Here is a 19,232-nt window from a genome sequence, read left to right as displayed (position 1 = left end):
TTCAACAGCATGCGCAGAATTCAGTCAGCCCCGGGCTTCATCGGCCCGGTCGGTCCTTACTCCCAAGCGGTGGTCAGCGGCCACCTTGTGTTCACCGCCGGGCAGATTCCGGCCCAGAGCGGGCTCGATGACCAGCCCGCCAGTTTCACCGAACAAGTGCGACAAACCTTGCGCAATCTGGAGGCGATCCTGATTGAAGCCGGGTCCGATTTCAGCCACGTGATCAAGGTTAACGCGTACCTCACCGATCCCGCACAACTGGAGCCGTTCAACGCGGTGTATCGCGAATTCCTCGGCCATGCACCGCCGGCCCGGACCACGGTGTGCGTGGCGCTGTGGGGCGTGTCGCTGGAAATCGATTGTGTCGCTGAATTGATTGCCAAGGAGCTGCAACATGGATGAGTCGCAGCTGATCGAGCAACTCAACTCGGTGAGTTTTCCGACCCTCGGGCATTTTCTCGAAGAGGGCTTTGCCGACTCGCAACTGCAGGCCATGGTGCCCAATGTGAAACTGGTCGGCCGGGCGCTGACCCTGAAACTGGTAGGCGCCGATGCCATCGCGGTCAACCAGGCCCTGGCGCTCATCCAGCCGGGCGATGTGCTGGTGATCGACACCGACGGTGACTGGCAACACGCCCCGGTGGGCGCCGTCACCAGTTGCGCGGCGCGCTGCGCCGGTGCGGTGGGCATTGTGGTGGACGGCGCGGTGACCGACTTGCTCGAACTGCGTGAAGCCGGGCTGCCGGTCTTCGCTCGCGGCACCAGCCTGCTGACCACCAAGCTGCATGGCCGTGGAGACAGCCAGATCAATCAGCCGATTCACTGTGCCGGCGTCACGGTACATCCCGGGGATCTGGTGCTGGCGGACGACAACGGCGTGCTGTTTCTCGATTGGCAAACCGCGGCCGGTGTCATCGACCAGGCGTTGGCTTCCGATCAAGCCGAACCGCAGTTGCTTGCGCGCTTGCACGCCGGTGAGCCGGTGGCGCAGGTGTTGCGCGTTTAAGCTGTCAGGCAGCGTTGCAGGCTTTCGATGAAAATCGTCTCGGCCCGGCTCATGCGCTGCTCGCGGTTCCACAGCAAATGAATATCCACATCGGCAATCCCTTCGTGGGGCGGCAGGCGCCAGAGCAATCCGGCGTCGACGTCCGCTGCCACCACGTGCTCGGGCAAACAGCCGATCCCGAACCCGGCGATCACCAGTCGCCGGACTTCTTCCAGGCTTGGTGACGAGGCAACGATCCGTCCACTGAAGCCTTGTTGATCACGAAAAATCGTCAAAGGCGAGAGCATGCCGCCGATCTGGTCGCTGGTGAAACTGACGAAATTCTCCTGCTGCAAATCCCCTTCGGCGACGTTCTGCTGGCCGAACAGTGCATGGTGCTTGCCGCAGAAAAACGCATAACGCTGGCGCAGGAACAGCCGTTGTTCCAGGCGCGGTTGCGGGCGGCGATTGAGGCTCAGGCCGAGGGTCGCGGTTTTTTCCTGAAGGGCGCTGACGATGTCGGAGCTGCGCATCACGTCGACTTCCAGATCCACTCGCGGATGCTGCCGATGAAAGTCCGCGAGGAAGTCATCGAAGCGCTCCGAAAAGATCCGGCTGATAATCAGCAATCGAACCTTGCCAATCACTTCGTCGGCCGGTTGCTCCAGCACGCTGCTGACCTGGGACATCTGTCCGTAGATTTCCCCGGCCAATTCAAAGATCTGCTCGCCGACTTCGGTCAGGGCAAATCGTGGCCCGCGACGGGCGATCAGCTGTCGGCCCAGTTGCTCCTCCAGACGCTTCAGCGCCTGGCTCACCGCCGGTTGCGTCAGGTGCAGGCGGGCGGCGGCACGGCTGATGCTGAGCTCCTGACCGATCACTCGAAAAGTGCGCAGCAGGTTCCAGTCCAGACGGTCATTAAGCAGGCGTTGTACATCGCGTTCGGCCATGGCGGCTCTCGATTATAAGCTGACGTAATAGTCCGCATAATAAATAGAAAATTGACTAATCATAGCCCCGCGACGATAAATCATCCCCAGACAGGCGCCGTCAGAGTGCCTTGATTTAGCCGTTTCACTCCTGCCAAAAAAATAATCCCCCAAAAAAATAAATAGGGAGCCCGAGTCATGAAGCCCAAGCAATCTCCTCAGCCGCGCCGTGCGGCTGCCGCAGCCTTCATCGGCACGATGATCGAGTGGTACGACTTTTACATCTACGCCACCGCCGCCGCGCTGGTGTTTGGCGCGCTGTTCTTCCCCTCCGACGACAAACTGTTCAGCACCATGGCCGCCTTCGGCACCTTCGCCGTGGGCTTTTTTGCGCGGCCGTTGGGCGGGATTATCTTCGGCCATATCGGCGACCGCATCGGCCGCAAGAAGTCGCTGATCATCACCTTGCTGATGATGGGCGTGGTCACGATCTGCATTGGCTTGCTGCCGACCTACGCACAAATCGGCGCAGCGGCGCCGGTGCTGCTGATTCTGCTGCGCATCGTTCAGGGCATCGCCGTCGGTGGCGAGTGGGGCGGTGCGGTATTGATGGCCGGCGAGCATGCACCGAAAGGTCGACGCAATTTCTTCGCTTCCTTTGCGCAATTGGGCAGCCCGGCCGGTTTGATCCTGTCGCTGCTGGCCTTCAGTGCGGTCACTCGTCTGCCGGAAGAAGACCTGATGAGCTGGGGCTGGCGCCTGCCGTTCCTCGCCAGTTCGTTGTTGCTGCTGGTGGGCCTGGCGATCCGTCTGGGCGTGAATGAATCACCGGAGTTCCTCGCCAGCCGTGAACTGGCCGCCAAAAGTACGCGTAAAGAGCAGGCGCCGGTCATGGAAGTCCTGCGCACCGCGTGGCGTCCATTGCTGCTGTGCATCGGCGCCAACACCCTCGGCATCGCCGGGGTGTATTTCACCAACACCTTCATGATTGCCTACACCACCCAGCAACTCGAACTGCCGCGCTCGCTGATCCTTGAGTGCCTGTTTGTGGTGGCGATCATTCAGTTCTGCATTCAACCACTGGCGGCGTGGGTCGCCGAGAAAATGGGCGCAACGCGATTCCTGTGCCTGATGTCGTTGCTGGCGATGGCCTCGCCATACCCGATGTTCGTACTGGTCAGCTCGGCCCAGGCGCCGCTGATCATCCTTGGCATCGCCCTGGCGGTGGTGTGCATGGCGTCGTTCTACGCAGTGATCGCCGGTTACGTCAGCGGCATGTTCGAGACCCGCGTGCGTTACACCGCGATCTCGTTGGCCTATCAAATTTGCGGTGCCGTGGCCGGTGGTCTGACGCCGCTGATCGGCACCTTGCTGGCACACAGGTTCGCTGGCCAATGGTGGCCGATGGCAGTGTTCTACAGCCTGATTGCCGCGACTTCGCTGATCTGTGTCCTGTCCCTTGCCCGTCGTCATGCCAGCGCTGAACGCATTGAAATGGCCAACGCTTGATTAACCTATTTCCAGGAGTCACTTATGTTGAAAATTAAGGGTGAACGCCTCTGGGCGAGTCTGATGGCCATGGCCGAAATCGGCGCCACCGCCCGTGGCGGCAGCTGCCGCCTGGCCCTGAGCAATGAAGACAAGGCCGGTCGCGAACTGTTTTCCCACTGGTGCCGCGAAGCCGGCATGACCCTGAGCGTGGATGCCATCGGCAACCTGTTCGCCCGCCGCGCCGGCACTGAACCCGATGCCGCGCCAGTCATGATGGGCAGTCACCTCGACACCCAGCCTGAAGGCGGGCGTTTCGATGGCGTCTACGGCGTCCTCGCCGGCCTGGAAGTGGTCCGTTGCCTGAATGACCTCGGCATTCAGACCCGCAAACCACTGGAAGTGGCGGTCTGGACCAACGAAGAAGGGGCACGCTTCACCCCGGCGATGTTCGGCTCGGCGGTGTTCACCGGCATCATGGAACTGGACGCAGCGCTGGCGGTGCGTGACGTCAATGGCATCAGCGTCGCCGAGGCGTTGCAACGCACCGGTTACGCCGGCGAGCGTCCATTGGGCGGCGCGGTGGATGCCTACTTTGAAGCGCACATCGAACAAGGGCCGATCCTCGAAGACAACGCCAAAAGCATCGGCGTGGTCAGCGGCGGGCAGGCGATTCGCTGGCTCGACGTGCGGGTCGAAGGCATGGCCGCCCACGCCGGCACCACGCCGATGCCGCTGCGCAAGGATGCCTTGTATGGCGTGGCGCGGATGATCCAGGCCATTGAAAGTCTGGCCACCGATTTCGCCCCTGAAGGCCTGACCACTGTCGGCGAGTTGAACATCAACAAGTCCTCGCGCAACACCATTCCGGGGCTGGTGAATTTCACCGTCGACCTGCGTCATCACCGCGACGAAGCCATTGAAGCAATGGAGCAGCAGGTCCGCGAGCGACTCCAGTCGATTGCCGATGGCCGTGGCTTGAACCTGACGATTACGCCTCACTGGATCAGCCCGGCAACACCCTTCGATGCCGATTGCGTGGCGGCCGTGCAACAGGCGGTGGACGCGCTGGGCTACGCTCAGCAATCGATTGTCAGCGGCGCCGGGCACGATGCAATTCATCTGGCGCGGTTCTGTCCGACGGCGATGGTGTTTATCCCGTGCGTTGGCGGCTTGAGCCATAACGAAGCCGAAGACGTGTTGCCCGAAGACGTGCGTCAGGGCACCGATGTCTTGCTCAACGCCGTGCTGTCTCGTGCAGGCAAAGCCGAATAAACGCAATCCCTGTAGGAGCGAGCGGTGCGGCGATCCGACTTGCCCGCGAAGGCGTCAGCACATTCAATATCGATGTTGACTGACACAACGCCTTCGCGGGCAAGCCTCGCTCCTACAGGAGGACGTACCCGGTTCCAAGATCTACGTTAACTGACAGGTATTCATCCCATGCGCAGTTTTTTCCACTCCGAACAATTGCTTCACCATCCACGCAGTTACTACTCCCGTGGGCAGATGCGCACGCCGCAGGAAGTACCCGAGCGCGCTCAGCGGTTGGTGCAGGCGTCTCACTCGCTGGGCTTTACGGTTGAGCAACCGGCCGATGCCGGGCTCGATCCGCTGCTGGCAGTCCACGGCGCGCCGTACCTGGGGTTCTTGCAGGAAGCCCATCAGCGCTGGAAGGAAATTCCTGAAGATTGGGGCGACGAGGTGATGTCGAACATCTTCGTCCGCGAGCCCAATGCTTTGCGCGGGATTCTCGCCCAGGCCGCGCGTTATCTGGCGGACGGCAGTTGCCCGGTGGGCGAGCAGACATGGCGTTCGGCCTATTGGTCGGCACAAAGCGCGATCGCCGGTGCTCAGGCGTTACTCGATGGCGAGCCGGCCGCGTACGCTTTATGTCGCCCACCGGGTCACCACGCCCGGGCCGAGGCGGCCGGGGGCTTTTGCTATGTGAACAATGCGGCGGTGGCCGCTCAGGTGTTGCGTGCCGGTTTTGAGCGCGTCGCGGTGCTCGACACCGACATGCACCACGGTCAGGGGATTCAGGAAATTTTCTACGACCGCGATGACGTGCTCTACGTCTCGGTGCATGGCGATCCGACCAACTTCTATCCGGGGGTTGCCGGGTTCGCTGATGAGCGTGGTGCAGGGAGCGGCGAGGGGTTCAACCTCAACTTGCCAATGGCGCATGGCGCCAGTGAGGCGGACTTCCTCGCGCAGCTTGAAGTAGCGCTGACAGCGGTGAAGGATTTCGGTACCGAGGTGTTGGTGCTGTCCCTGGGGTTCGATATTTTCGAGCTGGATCCGCAGAGCAAAGTGGCGGTGACCCGTGAAGGTTTCGCGCGGCTGGGCGAGCGGATTCGCAGTCTTGGGTTGCCGTGTCTGATCGTGCAGGAAGGTGGGTATCACCTGGAGAGTCTGGAGGATAATGCGCGGGCGTTTTTTGTTGGGCCGCAGGTGTGGCAGCTCTGAGATCTTTGGTGTCTGGTAGATCGCCTTCGCGGGCAAGCCTCGCTCCTACAGGGTTGAGATGAACCAAAGTTTCCCGCTAGGCAAATAACCTGTAGGAGCGAGGCTTGCCCGCGAAGAACGATAACGCGGTCCACCTGATGGAACACAAGCGCCGTAAGGCACTTGCCATCGCCCTGACGTTAACGTAAAGATTGCGGCAGGGCGCTGAACTTAAAAAAGCGCAGGGCGGACCGATCCGGAGCGCTTGATGACGCTAATAAAAACAACTCCTCCCAAACTTCACCGCGAAGCCCGGCTGGCCCGGGAAAAACTCCATCTCGAGGGCGAAGTCCCCGATGGTGTGCTGCGGGCGGAAATCGATGCGTCGTGGCGGCGTAGCCTCAACCATGGCGTGCATTTCAACGCCAAGCACGAGCTGGCGCTGGAATCGAGCGCGAGCCTCGACGTGCTGTTGGCGAGCAATCGGCTGCTGATCGACGCGGCATTGCCGGCCATCGATTACCTGGCCGAGCGTCAGGGCAAGGAAGGGCTGATCATCCTCGCCAATTCCGACGCCACCATCCTCGCTGTCGAAGGCCGCGCCGATCGCCTCAAGGGCAGTGGCCTGCAAGACATCACCCTCGGCGCCTGCTGGAGCGAAGCGGCTCGCGGCACCAACGCGTTGGGCACCGCATTGGTGGAAGCCCGGCCAACGATGATCGATTGCGGTGAACATTACCTCGATCGTCTGACCGATTTTTCCTGCACCTCGGTGCCCATTCATTGCCCCCAAGGCGACATGCTTGGCGTGCTCGATTTGACCCGCGAAGGCCCGCTCGGTCGTGTTCACGACAGCACTGCGTTGCTGGCCATGGCCGTCAGCCAGATCGAAAGCCGCGTCTTTAACTCAAGCTATCCAGACGAGATCGTTCTGGCATTCCATAGCCGTCGGCAATACCTCGAATCCCCTTGGCAAGGCTTGTTGGCGGTGAGCCTTGGCGGGCAGATTCTCGCGGTCAGCGCCCAGGCCTGCCAGTTGCTCCACGCCGAGCGTTCTGCGTTGGTCGGTCGGCGTTGCGAAGAGTTTTTGGGTGTCGATGGTCTGCAACTTCTGTCGCGTCTGCATCAGGGCGGTGTTGGCAGTCTGCAAACGGCCAAAGGCGAGTTCTTCTACAAAACCCTGCGTGCGCCGCAGCGTTCGATCAACGTCAGCACGCCACCGCGCAGCGTTACCAAAGCTGCCAAGCCACAACCTGATCTGGAATCCCTGGCCGGCAGCAATGTCCGTTTTGCCCGAGCCTTGCGCATGGCCCGTCAAGGCCTGGCCAACGAGCTGCCGGTGTTGCTGCTGGGTGAAACCGGCACCGGTAAGGAAGTCATCGCTCGCGCCCTGCACATGGCCGGAACCCGTTGCGACAAACCCTTCGTCGCGGTGAACTGCGCGGCGATCCCCGAAGGCCTGATCGAGTCGGAGCTGTTCGGCTACCGCGAAGGCGCGTTCACCGGCTCCCGTCGCGGCGGCATGATCGGTCGTCTGCAACAGGCCCATGGCGGCACCTTGTTTCTCGATGAAATCGGCGACATGCCGCTGGCCTTGCAGGCCCGTCTGTTACGGGTGTTGCAGGACCGTAAAGTCGCGCCCTTAGGCGCTGGCGAAGAACAAGACATCGACGTCGCACTGATCTGCGCCACCCACCGCGACCTCAAGCGTCTGGTGGAGGACAAACACTTCCGTGAAGACCTGTTTTATCGGGTCAACGGCATCAGCGTGATGCTTCCGGCCCTGCGCGAGCGTGAGGATTTCAGCGCTTTGGTCGCTCGTCTGCTGGCCAAACTGGGTGCCCCGACGATGGTCCTGCATGATGATTTGAACCGTTTGCTCGGCGGTTATCACTGGCCGGGCAACATCCGCCAACTGGAAATGGTTTTACGAACGGCGCTGGCCATGCGCGAGCCGGGGGACACCGTACTCACGCTCGACCACTTGCCCGACAGCATGCTCGACGAGTTGACCGCGACCGAACGCCCTCAGGCCGGTAGCATTCGCGAAAATGAACTGGAGCTGATTCGCCAATCCCTGGACAGCCATCAGGGTAACGTCTCGGCCGCCGCCGACGCCCTGGGCATCAGCCGCGCGACCTTGTATCGCAAGCTCAAGCAGTTGCGCTCGTGATGCAGCGCTTGATCGTTCGGCTGATCGACTGCCAGAACCCCGAAGCCCTGCAAGCGGCATTGCGCTGGCTCTACAGCTTTGTGCGGCCGCATCGTCTGGCGATTGCCGGGCTGCTCGGGTTATCGGTCTGCGCCTCGTTGCTGGTGTTAGTCCAGCCCTGGCTGACCAAGCTGCTGATCGACGATGGTTTGCTCGCACGTAACTTTTCCATGCTGGTGCTGATTGCCGGGTTGATGATCGTGGCCGGGCTACTCGGAACGGGGCTGTCGGGGATCAACCGTTACCTGCACACGCGGCTGTCCGGGCGGATTCTGTTCGCCCTGCGCGATGACCTCTATCGACATCTGCAAACCCTCTCGCCGAGTTTCTACGGACAGCGGCGCATCGGTGACCTGATGTCGCGCCTCGATGGCGACGTCGCGGAGATCCAGCGCTTTGCCGTGGACTCCTTGTTCTCGGCGGTATCGAGCGTGATCGGTCTGGTCTGCGCCGTGGCGATGCTGCTGACCCTGTCGTGGAAACTCTCGTTGCTGGCGCTGGTGCTGATTCCCCTCGATGTGCTCTGGCTGCGCTGGATGCGACGCAAGGTCGAACGGGATGTCAGGCAGTTGCGCGAACGCTCGGCGGACATGTCCTCGTTCATGGTCGAGACCTTGCCGGTGATGAAATTCATCCAGTCTGCCGGCCAGCAACAGCGTGAATCGCGGCGTCTGGAGACGTTGGGCCAAGGCTACATGAGCCAGTTGCTGCGCCTGCAAGTCACCGAGTTTTTCACCCAGGCGGTGCCGGGCACACTGACGTCTCTGTCCCGTGCCTGTGCGTTCCTGATCGGCGGATATTGGGTGGTGCAGGGGACCTGGCAACTGGGCGCACTGATCGCGTTTTCCACCTATCTGGGCATGGCCGTCGGCCCGGTGCAGAGCCTGCTCGGGCTCTATGTCGCGATTCAGCGGATGACTGTCAGCCTCGGGCGCGTGATGGAATTGCGCGGCGAAGAACCGACCGTTCTCACGCCGGTCACGCCGCAGCCGATGCCGACCTCCGGCGAACTGCGTTTCGACAACGTGCACTTCAGCCATCCCGGTCGCCCGACAACCCTGCGGGGCATCGAAGCGCGAATTCCCTACGGTTTGAAAGTCGCCCTGAGCGGCGGCTCCGGGGTCGGTAAATCGACCCTGATCGACCTGTTGCAACGGCACCACGACCCGCAGTCCGGTAGGGTGTTGCTGGGAGAGGTCGATCTGCGCGAGCTGGACCTGTTCCAGTTACGTCGGCGGATTGCCGTGGTCAGTCAGGACATCGTGCTGTTTCGCGGTAGCCTCGCCGACAACCTCGCCTACGCGGTGCCGGACGCCAGCCGTGAAGCGATTACCGAAGTGGCGCGGCTGGCGCAACTCGACAGCCTGATCGAATCCTTGCCCGAAGGCCTCGACAGCCCGTTGGGCGAGCGCGGTCAGCAGTTGTCCGGCGGGCAGAAACAGCGCATCGCCATCGCCCGGGCGCTGTTGCAAGATCCGTTGATTCTGGTGCTGGACGAAGCGACCTCGGCGGTGGATGAAGCCACTGAACGTGAGGTCATTGAAGCCATCGATCGACTGTTTGCCGGACGTACGCGAATTCTGATCAGCCATCGTCCTTCGACGTTGGCCGATGCCGATTTGCGCTTTGAATTGCTCGACGGCGTACTCACTTCAAAAACGGTGCTACATGAAGCCTGAGCTGCGGATTGGCGTGGTGGACAGCGGTCACTCGGCGGCCCAGCGGGCGCAAGTGATCGCCGGGCGGCGCTTCTCCTTGCTGGAGGATGGATTGGCCGAAAGCAACTTGCGCGATGATCCGCTGGGCCACGGCAGCGCGGTGGTCGAGGCCATCGGTCGGCGGGCGCCTTCGGCGGTGTTTTGCGTGGCTCAGGTGTTCGACCAGCGTGGAGTCACCAGCGCCTTGCAGATCGCCACGGCGATTGATTGGCTGGTGGCGCAGGACGTTCGGCTGATCAATTTGAGCCTCGGTTTGCGTCAGGATCGCAGCCTGTTGCGTGAAGCCTGTGCGGCAGCGGTAGCGCGAGGTGTTTTGCTCTGTGCGTCCAGTCCGGCTCAGGGTGAGGGCGTGTTTCCAGCGAATTATCCACAGGTGCTGCGAGTCACCGGCGATGCGCGTTGCGCCGAACAGGAATGGTCGTGGCTCAACAGTGCTCAGGCAGATTTCGCCGCGTGTGTGCATGGCACCTATCCGGGGCAGTCCGGCGCCAGTCTTGGTTGTGCGGCGTTGAGCGGGCACATTGCGGGTTTCCTGGTTGCACATCCCGAGGCGAGCAACGAACAGGTCATCGAGTGGCTGCGGGAGAATGCCCGCTATCGCGGCCCTGAACGGCGCTTTGGACCATGATTTTGATTCTTGGCGCGGGGCCAGCGGGGGCTGCGGTTGCCTTGGGTTTGCGGCGACTCGGTTATCCGGTAACGCTGGTCAGCGAGTGGCGCCGGTTTGCGGCGCTGGAAGGCGTGTCGGTGCGGGTGCTGGATGCCTTGCGCGGCGCTGGCTTACATCACGCGCTGGCGGATGCGGCGCTGCCGTCCCAACGACAAGTGTCATGGAACGGCCAGCAGCATGCGCAGAACATCGAATTTTTACTGGATCGCCCGAGCTTTGATCGAGGCCTGCGCGAGGATCTGCGACTGGCTGGCGTTGAGCTGATCGAAGGCCGTGTGCTGACGGTGCAGTCATCGGAGTCGGGGCATCGGATCGAGGTCGAAGGGCGCGAGGCGCTGCTGGCGGATTTTCTGGTCGAGGCGCGTGGGCGTCAGGCACCTGCGCTCGGCAAAGGCCTGCGCGGGCCGGAGACGGTCAGCCTGCTCAATCGCTGGCAAGGCGCGCCGGGCAGCACCGCCAGCGCGGTGGAAAGCCTTGAAGACGGCTGGGCCTGGATGGCGCGGCGGGCCGACGGTCAGTGTTACTGGCAATGGACTGTGGACGTGGCCAGTGCCGAATTGCCGGGCAAGGCGCAGTTGCTCGACTACTGTCGTCAGCGGCGCCAAGGCTCGGCGTTGGCGGGGGCGTTTTTCGGTGCCGAGCCTGAGATCAATCTGCAGCTGCATGCCCGCAGCAGCACAGCGATTCTTTGCCCGCAGGTGTGTGGCGATAGCTGGATCCGGGTAGGGGATGCGGCGATGGCGGTGGATCCGCTGTCGGGTAATGGCATCTTCCAGTCCTTGTCCTCGGCATTACAGGCGCCGACGGTGATCAACACGTTGTTGCGTAAACCCGAGCGAGCGGCGCTGGCTCAGCGCTTTCATCAGCAAAGGGTGGAACAGTTGTTTTTGCGTTTTGCGCGAATCGGGCGGGATTTTTATGCCGATGAGCAGCGTTGGCTGGATCGGCCTTTTTGGCAGGCGCGGCGGCAATGGCCGGATGCTGAAGTGGCGCATGCCGATGCGGATTTTTCAGCGCTGAGGATTGAGCGCGCGCCGGTGTTGAAAGAGGGGTTTGTGGATGAGGCCGAGGTGGTGATCACGGCGGATCAGCCGTTGGGGATCTGGCATGTGCAAGGGGTTGAGTTGGCGCCGTTGGTGCGGCGGTTGCGGACCGAGTCGGCCGAGCAGGCGGTGGCCGGGTTGACGGTGGAGCAGGGGCGGGTGGTGCGGAGTTGGTTGTTGGCCCAAGGGTATAAACCCTGACACAGATCGTTCCCACGCTCTGCGTGGGAATGCCGCCAGGGACGCTCCGCGTTCCGCTTTGGGATGTGACGCAGAGCGTCACGGGATGCGTTCCCACGCAGAGCGTGGGAACGATCAGTGTGTCAGAGCTTGATCAACACCGACTTCAACTCGGTGTAATGCTCAATCGCCGCATACCCCATCTCCCGCCCAACCCCCGACATCTTGTACCCCCCAAACGGCAACGCCGGGTCCAGCGCGCTGTGGCAATTCACCCACACCGACCCCGACTTGATCCGCGGAATCATCCGGTGCACCGCCGCCAAATCATTCGACCAGATACTCGCCCCAAGCCCATACGGACTGTCGTTGGCCATGCGCAGCGCATCGGCCTCATCATCAAACGGAATCGCCACCAGCACAGGCCCGAAGATCTCCTCCTGCACCAGCGAGTGCTTCTGATCGACATCCACAATCACCGTCGGTTTAACGAAGAACCCCGGCCCGAATTGTTCGCCACCACAGGCGATCGTCGCACCGCTTTCACGTCCTTTTTCGATATACCCGTAAACCCGCTCCTGCTGGCGCGCCGAGATCAGCGGCCCCATGTCCACCGTTGGGTCCAGGCCATTACCCAGTTTCATGGCGTTGGCGATGTCGGCGATGTCCGCCACCACATTGTCGAAATGCTTACGCTGCACATACAGCCTGGAGCCTGCGCAGCACACCTGTCCCTGGTTGAAGAAAATCGCGCTGGCGGCACCGGCTGCCGCGGTCTTCAGGTCGGCGTCGGCCATGACGATGGTCGGTGATTTGCCGCCCAGTTCCAGGGTCACCCGGGTCATGGAGTCCATGGCGATCTTGCCGATCTGCTTGCCCACGGCGGTGGAGCCGGTGAAGGTCAGCTTGTCCACCAGGGGATTGTGGGTCAGAGCGGAACCTGCGGTGATGCCGGTGCCGGTGACCACGTTGAACACGCCTTCGGGGTAACCGGCTTCCAGCACCAACTCGGCGAGTTTCAGCGCGGTCAGCGGGGTTTCGTCGGCGGGTTTGAGCACCACGGTGCAGCCGGTGGCCAGGGCCGGGCCGAGTTTCCAGCAGGCCAGCAGCAGCGGGAAGTTCCAGGCAACAATGGCGCCGACCACGCCCACCGCTTCGCGGCGGATGAAACTGTGGAATTGATCGTTGGGCATCAACGGCAACGACACTTCAACGCTGGAACCTTCGATCTTGGTCGCCCAGCCGGCCATGTAGCGCAGGAAGTCGATGGACAGTTGCACATCCATCACCTGGGCCACCGCCGCGCTTTTGCCGTTGTTCAGGCATTCCAGTTGCGCCAGCAGTTCGGCGTCGCGTTCCATCAGATCGGCGAGTTTCCACAGCAGGTTCTGCCGCTCTCGAGGTCGGGTGCGGGTCCAGGCGGAATCATCGAAGGCCTGACGGGCGGCCAGCACAGCGCGGTCGACATCCTCAGGCGTGGCGCGTGGCACTATGCATAGCACTTCGCCGGTGGCCGGGTTGTGCAGGGGCATGGTCTGGCCGTCGGCGGCCTCGACCCAATCGCCACCGATGAGCATGCGCGGGGCGCGCTGGATGAACGCCGAGGTGGCGGGAAGCAGATAAGGAAGTGACATGGCGAGGCCTCTTGTTGTTCGTGAGAACAGGGGTTTCGCAATGGCTGTGCCAAGTGCCCGCAAAGCCAAGCCGGCCCTTGATTGGCGGGTTTCGCGGGATGGAACTGAATGATAATGGTCGTGTTTTTTTCGCAAATTGCGACAACTATGAGACGACGAGCAACCGGATTGCGCTCTTGAGGCACCCACCATTGAGGACTAGAATTTTTAGGTTAGGTGGGTGAAATGACGGAGCATTTCCCCGGCCACACATCTGGCGTGAGGGAGGTAACGATGTTCCTTTCAACCCTGGAAATTCAAAACATCATTGAGCACAGTTTTCTGCCCGCCGTGTGCACTTGCAGCATGGAGGCAGACCAGTCCCTGACCATTCGGGTCTGCGACTGCATGACCGGCGAAGTAGATCTGGTGGCCACCCACGTTCCCCTGTGGACACTGGACAGTCCCCATGCGATCGCGTCGCTGTTGGCGGACATGCGGCACGAGATTGAAGTCCACAAAGGCGTTCACCTCACCTTTCACACCTGAACCGGCGTCACGCCGCACCGTTGCAAGACGGTGCGGCCCGCGTCGATTTGTTCAGACTGCAAATTTCCGCGAAATTTCTTCAAACGTGTTGCCATCCACGGCAGCCAGTAGCTTTCTATCGTCCTTGAGCGTCGCCAGAAAGGTGACTTCGGTTTCCTTGCCGGCGAGCATGAACCCGGCAATCGCGCCGATAGGTCCCAGCAACATCGCACCGGCCACGCCGAAGCCAATGGCATCCTTGATGTTGTTGATTGAATCTTCGTTGGCGACCTCCAGGTTCTTGAACGATGAGAGTGGCAGGGTGATACCGGGCCATGGGTGAAGCGACGTTCTGAGCGTGAAAACGCCGTCTATGTACTCTCCATCACCCTGCAGAAAGTCCCCCGCCAGGACAGTGATGCTTGCCATTTTTTATCCCCTGGTGGCAATCGGTGAACAACCATTTCGCGCTTGCAGGGGGGAGTCGTCAATCGTCGGCCGATGAACTGTTCGGGTCAGGCATCTATGCTTGTCTCAGACTGCAACACCTGTCGCGATATTAGACGCAGACGATCTCGTTCAGCGATGGCGCAAAGCAGTCATCTTCTCGCAACTTATTGATTATAAAGGTAATCGTCAAGCTGGCACGCTCCGTGTATTGCTTATTGCAGACGTTTCTCCTGCCTCCGTCAGCGGTGCGCCGCCGACGGCAGAAACCATAAAAACGATAAGCCACAAAAATAAGAAAGCACCGTGAGGTTCGACGTTGATGAAGAGAAAACTCCGATCAGGCCTGAGTGCCAGTCTGCTGGCCGTGGCCGCTTGTGTGGCGCTGCATTCGCCTTACAGCCTGGCAGCCCGCGACGCCCAGACCCTCCTCAAGGAAACCTGCCAGGGCTGTCACACCCCCGAAGCCGATAACGCCCTGAGCCGCATCAGTCACCAGCGCAAAACCCCTGAGGGCTGGCTGATGAGCATCGCCCGCATGCAAACCATGCACGGTTTGCAGATCAGCGATGACGACCGTCGCACCCTGGTCAAATACCTGGCCGACACGCAGGGCCTGGCGCCGAGCGAAACCGATGGCGTGCGTTATGCGCTGGAGCGTCGACTCAATACCGTCGAGAAATTCGACGACCAGACCAGCCAGATGTGCGGCCGCTGCCACTCCGGTGCGCGGGTCGCCCTGCAACGGCGTCCGGCCCAGGAATGGGAGCGTCTGGTGAACTTCCACCTCGGCCAATGGCCGTCCCTGGAATATCAGGCCCTGGCCCGTGACCGCGACTGGTTCGACCTGGCCCGCAAGGACATGGTGCCGCTGTTGGCCAAGCGTTATCCGCTGGACAACCCGGCCTGGAAAAAATGGCTGAGCACGGCGCCGAAAGCCGATGCGCTGGTCGGTGACTGGAGCTTCAGCGGCCACTTGCCGGGCAAGGGGGAACTGGCCGGGGTGATGAGCGTCAGCGCCGATGGCAGCGACACGTTCAAGGTCAGCGTCAAAGGCCAATACGCCGATGGCAGCCCGTTCAATGGCGACGGCAGCGCGATTCTCTACACCGGTTACGAATGGCGCGGCAACGTGACCATCGACGGTGTGACCATGCGCCAGGTGTTCGCCGCCCAAGGCAACGCGATGCAGGGCCGGATGTTCGAGGCGGAGCACGATGAGCGTGGTCTGGACTTCGTCGCCGCCAAGCAGGGCAGTAGTCGATTGCTGGCGGTGCAGCCGGGTTATCTGAAGGCGGGCAGCGAAACTGAAGTCACGCTGGTCGGCAGCGGTCTCACCGGCAAACCGAACTTCGGTAAAGGCGTGGAAGTGGTCGAAGTACTGGAGCAAAGCCCAGAGCGCATGCGGGTCAAACTCAAGGCCGCTGCCAATGCCCAGCCTGGTTTGCGCGCTGTCACTGTCGGCACGCTGAAAGGCCCGACCCTGTCGGTCTACAGCAAAATCGCTGAAGTCAAAGTCGTGCCCGAGTTCTCGGTGGCGCGGATCGGTGAGGGCGGTGGTTCGACGCCGAAAGTCCAGGGCCGCTTTGATGCCGAAGCCTGGGGCAAGGGCGCTGACGGCAAGCCATATCGCATCGGCGTGTTCCCGGCGCAGTGGTCGGTCGAAGCCTTCGACGACCGCGCCAAGGCAGACGAAGACGTCAAGTTTGCCGGCACCATGCAGGCTGACAGCGGCGTGTTTACACCGGGCGATGCCGGGCCGAACCCACAGCGCAAAATGTCCACCAACAATGCCGGCAACCTCAAGGTGATCGCCGCCGTCGACGACGCAGGGAAATCCCTGACCGGCGAAGGCCACATGATCGTCACCGTGCAACGCTGGAACAATCCACCCATTCCATAAGATGGCTGATCGTTAGCGGCTTCAGACACTTTTTTGGAATGACCGCAGGCCTCGAAACCGGGGTTTGCACAGGAGGTTGCAATGGGCGCTATTTTGAATCTGGTCGAGCGGAATCTGCACGAAGTGCACGTCGATGCCGACCGCATGCTGTTTCACATTCCCAGCAGTTCGCTGTTCGCCAGCGATGAGCTGACCGGCACCATCATCGATACCTTGCGCGGTCCCGGCTGTTCGTCGGACGACCTGATCCAGCGCCTGGCCACTCGCTTCAACGGCGAAGAAATCACCGAGACACTCCGCGAGTTGATTTCGCTGGAATTGGTCAGTGACGGCTCGCCGCTGACCCCCGACATCGGCACCAAACGGGTCGAGCGCACAGCGATCAATACCGTGGTGCTGAACGTCAACACCGGCTGCAATTTGAGCTGCACCTACTGCTACAAGGAAGACCTGGACAAGCCGTCGGCCGGCAAGAAAATGGACGTCGAAACAGCGGTCGCCTCGGTGGAAATGCTGCTGCGCGAATCGCCGGATGAAGAGCGTTTCACCGTGGTGTTTTTCGGTGGCGAGCCGCTGAGCAATCGCAAGCTCATCGAGTACATGGTCGACTATTGCGAGAAGCGTTTCCGTGAGGCGGGCAAGTTCGTCGAGTTCGTCATGACCACCAACGCCACGCTGCTGACCGAAGAGACCGTGGATTATTTGAATGCCCACCGTTTCGGGCTCTCGGTGAGTATCGACGGGCCGAAAACCGTGCACGACCGCAACCGCATCACGGTGGGCGGGCAGGGCACTTACGACGTGGTGCGGCGCAAGGCCGAGATGCTGCTGTCGCGCTACAACAGCCGTCCGGTCGGTGCGCGGGTGACCCTGACCACCGGCGTCACCGACGTCGAAACCATCTGGGATCACCTGTTCAACGAACTGGGTTTTGCCGAGGTCGGGTTTGCCCCGGTGACCTCCGGCGACATCAGCACCTTCAACCTGACCAGTGACGAGCTGATCGAAGTCTTCGCCAACATGAAGAAACTCGGTCGGCGTTATCTGGAAGCGGCGCTGGAGCACCGCAATATCGGTTTCTCCAACCTGCACCAGTTGATCACCGACATCCACGAAGGCCACAAAAAAGCCCTGCCATGCGGCGCGGGCCTGAAGATGCTGGCGGTGGATCACAAGGGTGAACTGAACTTGTGCCACCGGTTTACCGGTTCGAGTCTGCCGACCTTCGGCAACGTCTACAGCGGTGTGAAGCAGGTCGAGTTGAACGACTTCCTGTCCCAGCGCCTGGACCGCACCAACACCGGCTGCGAGGACTGCCAGATCCGCAATCTCTGCTCCGGCGGTTGCTACCACGAGAGCTACGCCCGTTACGGCGACCCGACCCACCCGACCTATCACTACTGCGAACTGATGCGTGACTGGGTCGACTTCGGCATCGAGGTCTATACCCGGATCATGGCCCACAACCCTGCGTTTATCAGCAGCTACATCACTCCGCGCAAGGCTCACTGATATGAAACATCTCAAGGCAATCAATAACAAAGCGTTGAAACTCGATGAGGCCGCGGCGGAAAACCGCATAGAAGAAGTGGTGGCGATGAGTTCCGTCGCCGGCTGCGCCTCGACCACCGACCCAGGTTGGGAAATCGATGCGTTTGGCGGTGTGTCGTCACTGTGTCAGCCGATGGAAGCGGACCTTTACGGTTGTTCCGACCCTTGCTGGTGGCCGGCCCAGGTGCCCGACATGATGAGCACCTACCCGGACTGGAACAAGGATGCCCAGGCGTCCAACGACAACTGGCGCAACCTCGGGACTGTCTTTCCAAAAGACAAGTAATCGGACAGAGAAGAAGGATTCCAGCATGCATCGCATCAAAGCCTGCGGCCTGGCCGCGTTCGCCGTCCTGAGCGTCTGTTCGCTCAACGTACTGGCCGATGAAAACACTGCACTACAAGATGGTCACGAGTACATGTTGACCACCAATTACCCGAATAACCTGCACGTCATCGACCTGGCCACGGACACCGTGTTCAAGACCTGCAAGATGCCGGATGCCTTCGGTCCTGGTACCGTCCAATTGTCGCCGGACCGCAAGACCGCTTACGTGCTGAACAATCACTACGCGGATGTCTACGGCGTCGAACTCGACAGCTGCAAGCAGGTGTTCCACGCCAGCATCACCCAGAAACCGGGGGAGAAAGCGAAGTCCATGTTCGCCTTCACCCTCAGCCACGACGGCAAGGAGTTGTTCGCCATTGCCAACCCGACGTTGATGCGGAGCGACCGCTACGAAGTGCAGCAACCTCGGCTCGATGTGTACGCCACCGACGCCGGCATGGACGCCAAACCCGTGCGCAGTTTCCCGGCACCAAGGCAGCTGACGATCATGCAGAGCGGCGACGATGGCACGCTGTATGTGGCAGGGGCGGACGTCTACAAGGTCGATGTGAAAACTGGCAAGTTCGATGTGCTGATCCCCAGCCGTCACTGGAAACGGGCGAACTACAGCGCGCCGGACGTGCTCTACGTGTGGAACCAGCAGACCTATCGTCATGACTTTTCGCTGCTCTACACCGCGGCGAAATTCAAGGACAAGAAGCAGGATCCGCTGACCGCCGAGTACCTCTATGGGCTATTCAGCGTCGACCTGAAAACCGGCAAGACCGAAACCACCGACTTCGGCCCGCTGACGGAAATCTACTTCAGCGGCATGCGCTCGCCGAAGGACCCGAACCTGATGTTCGGTGTGCTCAATCGTCTGGCGAAGTACGACATCAAGCAGAAGAAAATGCTCCAGGCGGCGACGCTGGATCATTCCTACTACTGCATTTCCTTCAACAAGGACGGCAGCAAGATCTACCTGGCCGGGACGTTTAATGACGTGGCGATCTTTGATCCCGAAAGCATGAAGCAGATTGGCAGCATCAAGTTGCCGGGTGGGGATATGGCGATCACGACGGCGCAGATATTTGTTCGGTAAGTGCGGCGCCTGAACTGACGCCATCGCGAGCAAGCCTCGCTCCTACAGGTCGGAGTCGTACCACATGGTGCGATCACTCCGAACCTG

The 19,232-nt window shown here is 61.1% G+C and carries 18 protein-coding genes; 15 read left to right on the top strand and 3 right to left on the bottom strand.

The genetic code is table 11. From position 1 onward, the window contains the following. Window positions 1-9 precede the first annotated feature (9 nt). Window positions 10-402 carry a RidA family protein gene (locus ACYZT5_RS15375; protein ID WP_462051845.1) on the top strand — a complete coding sequence of 131 codons (393 nt, stop codon included), beginning with the start codon at window positions 10-12 and terminating at the stop codon, window positions 400-402. Then, window positions 395-1,006 (top strand): RraA family protein, encoded by a 612-nt coding sequence (locus ACYZT5_RS15370; protein WP_462051844.1) that lies wholly within the window; start codon window positions 395-397, stop codon window positions 1,004-1,006. The genes ACYZT5_RS15375 and ACYZT5_RS15370 overlap by 8 nt, the downstream gene beginning before the upstream one ends. On the opposite strand, the gene ACYZT5_RS15365 is transcribed toward ACYZT5_RS15370, so the two are convergent. Then, window positions 1,003-1,935, bottom strand: a complete 933-nt coding sequence (locus tag ACYZT5_RS15365; protein ID WP_462051843.1) for a LysR family transcriptional regulator — start codon at window positions 1,933-1,935, stop codon at window positions 1,003-1,005. The genes ACYZT5_RS15370 and ACYZT5_RS15365 overlap by 4 nt on opposite strands. A gap of 177 nt (window positions 1,936-2,112) precedes the next feature. Here ACYZT5_RS15365 and ACYZT5_RS15360 point away from each other — a divergent pair, with 177 nt between their 5' ends. The 7 genes from ACYZT5_RS15360 to qhpG all read left to right on the top strand — a co-directional run bounded on the left by ACYZT5_RS15360 (window position 2,113) and on the right by qhpG (window position 11,694). Continuing rightward, a complete protein-coding gene (locus ACYZT5_RS15360) occupies window positions 2,113-3,423 on the top strand; it encodes an MFS transporter (RefSeq protein WP_462051842.1) in 1,311 nt (436 codons plus the stop codon). 24 nt (window positions 3,424-3,447) lie between these two features. Next, the gene (locus ACYZT5_RS15355) at window positions 3,448-4,677 is read left to right on the top strand and encodes a Zn-dependent hydrolase (protein ID WP_462051841.1); all 1,230 of its coding nucleotides are present in this window, start codon (window positions 3,448-3,450) and stop codon (window positions 4,675-4,677) included. Between the two features lie 168 nt (window positions 4,678-4,845). Further along, window positions 4,846-5,871 (top strand): histone deacetylase family protein, encoded by a 1,026-nt coding sequence (locus tag ACYZT5_RS15350; RefSeq protein ID WP_462051840.1) that lies wholly within the window; start codon window positions 4,846-4,848, stop codon window positions 5,869-5,871. Window positions 5,872-6,118: 247 nt separating this feature from the next. Continuing rightward, window positions 6,119-8,023 (top strand): sigma-54-dependent Fis family transcriptional regulator, encoded by a 1,905-nt coding sequence (locus ACYZT5_RS15345; protein WP_462051839.1) that lies wholly within the window; start codon window positions 6,119-6,121, stop codon window positions 8,021-8,023. After that, window positions 8,023-9,741 (top strand): ABC transporter ATP-binding protein, encoded by a 1,719-nt coding sequence (locus tag ACYZT5_RS15340; protein ID WP_462052257.1) that lies wholly within the window; start codon window positions 8,023-8,025, stop codon window positions 9,739-9,741. Before ACYZT5_RS15345 ends, ACYZT5_RS15340 begins: the two co-directional genes overlap by 1 nt. Then, window positions 9,731-10,408 carry a subtilisin-like serine protease QhpE gene (qhpE, locus tag ACYZT5_RS15335; RefSeq protein ID WP_462051838.1) on the top strand — a complete coding sequence of 226 codons (678 nt, stop codon included), beginning with the start codon at window positions 9,731-9,733 and terminating at the stop codon, window positions 10,406-10,408. Before ACYZT5_RS15340 ends, qhpE begins: the two co-directional genes overlap by 11 nt. Next, window positions 10,405-11,694, top strand: a complete 1,290-nt coding sequence (qhpG, locus tag ACYZT5_RS15330; protein ID WP_462051837.1) for a flavin-dependent monooxygenase QhpG — start codon at window positions 10,405-10,407, stop codon at window positions 11,692-11,694. The genes qhpE and qhpG overlap by 4 nt, the downstream gene beginning before the upstream one ends. A gap of 122 nt (window positions 11,695-11,816) precedes the next feature. On the opposite strand, the gene ACYZT5_RS15325 is transcribed toward qhpG, so the two are convergent. After that, a complete protein-coding gene (locus ACYZT5_RS15325; RefSeq protein ID WP_462051836.1) occupies window positions 11,817-13,307 on the bottom strand; it encodes an aldehyde dehydrogenase family protein in 1,491 nt (496 codons plus the stop codon). A 273-nt stretch (window positions 13,308-13,580) separates the two neighbouring features. Between ACYZT5_RS15325 and ACYZT5_RS15320 the strand changes: the two genes are divergently transcribed. Then, complete coding sequence (locus ACYZT5_RS15320) at window positions 13,581-13,835, top strand: DUF1652 domain-containing protein (RefSeq protein WP_462051835.1); 255 nt, start codon at window positions 13,581-13,583, stop codon at window positions 13,833-13,835. A 51-nt stretch (window positions 13,836-13,886) separates the two neighbouring features. Here ACYZT5_RS15320 and ACYZT5_RS15315 read toward each other — a convergent pair whose 3' ends face one another. After that, the gene (locus ACYZT5_RS15315) at window positions 13,887-14,243 is read right to left on the bottom strand and encodes a hypothetical protein (protein ID WP_462051834.1); all 357 of its coding nucleotides are present in this window, start codon (window positions 14,241-14,243) and stop codon (window positions 13,887-13,889) included. A 100-nt stretch (window positions 14,244-14,343) separates the two neighbouring features. Here ACYZT5_RS15315 and ACYZT5_RS15310 point away from each other — a divergent pair, with 100 nt between their 5' ends. The 5 genes from ACYZT5_RS15310 to peaD all read left to right on the top strand — a co-directional run bounded on the left by ACYZT5_RS15310 (window position 14,344) and on the right by peaD (window position 19,145). Then, complete coding sequence (locus ACYZT5_RS15310; protein ID WP_462051833.1) at window positions 14,344-14,571, top strand: hypothetical protein; 228 nt, start codon at window positions 14,344-14,346, stop codon at window positions 14,569-14,571. A 12-nt stretch (window positions 14,572-14,583) separates the two neighbouring features. Then, window positions 14,584-16,164, top strand: a complete 1,581-nt coding sequence (gene peaA / locus ACYZT5_RS15305; RefSeq protein WP_462051832.1) for a quinohemoprotein amine dehydrogenase subunit alpha — start codon at window positions 14,584-14,586, stop codon at window positions 16,162-16,164. Between the two features lie 81 nt (window positions 16,165-16,245). Continuing rightward, on the top strand, window positions 16,246-17,676 hold the full coding sequence (peaB, locus tag ACYZT5_RS15300; RefSeq protein ID WP_462051831.1) for a quinohemoprotein amine dehydrogenase maturation protein: 1,431 nt from the start codon (window positions 16,246-16,248) through the stop codon (window positions 17,674-17,676). Window position 17,677: 1 nt separating this feature from the next. Then, window positions 17,678-18,001, top strand: coding sequence for a quinohemoprotein amine dehydrogenase subunit gamma (gene qhpC / locus ACYZT5_RS15295; RefSeq protein WP_008027961.1), 324 nt, complete (start codon window positions 17,678-17,680; stop codon window positions 17,999-18,001). A gap of 25 nt (window positions 18,002-18,026) precedes the next feature. Then, window positions 18,027-19,145: a quinohemoprotein amine dehydrogenase subunit beta gene (gene peaD, locus ACYZT5_RS15290; protein ID WP_462051830.1), complete on the top strand. Its 1,119-nt coding sequence runs from the start codon at window positions 18,027-18,029 to the stop codon at window positions 19,143-19,145. Window positions 19,146-19,232: the final 87 nt, after the last annotated feature.

Source organism: Pseudomonas sp. LB3P14 (assembly GCF_054898045.1).
The sequence above is the reverse complement of the archived record's forward strand: the minus strand, read 5'-3'. Positions and strand labels throughout refer to the sequence as shown.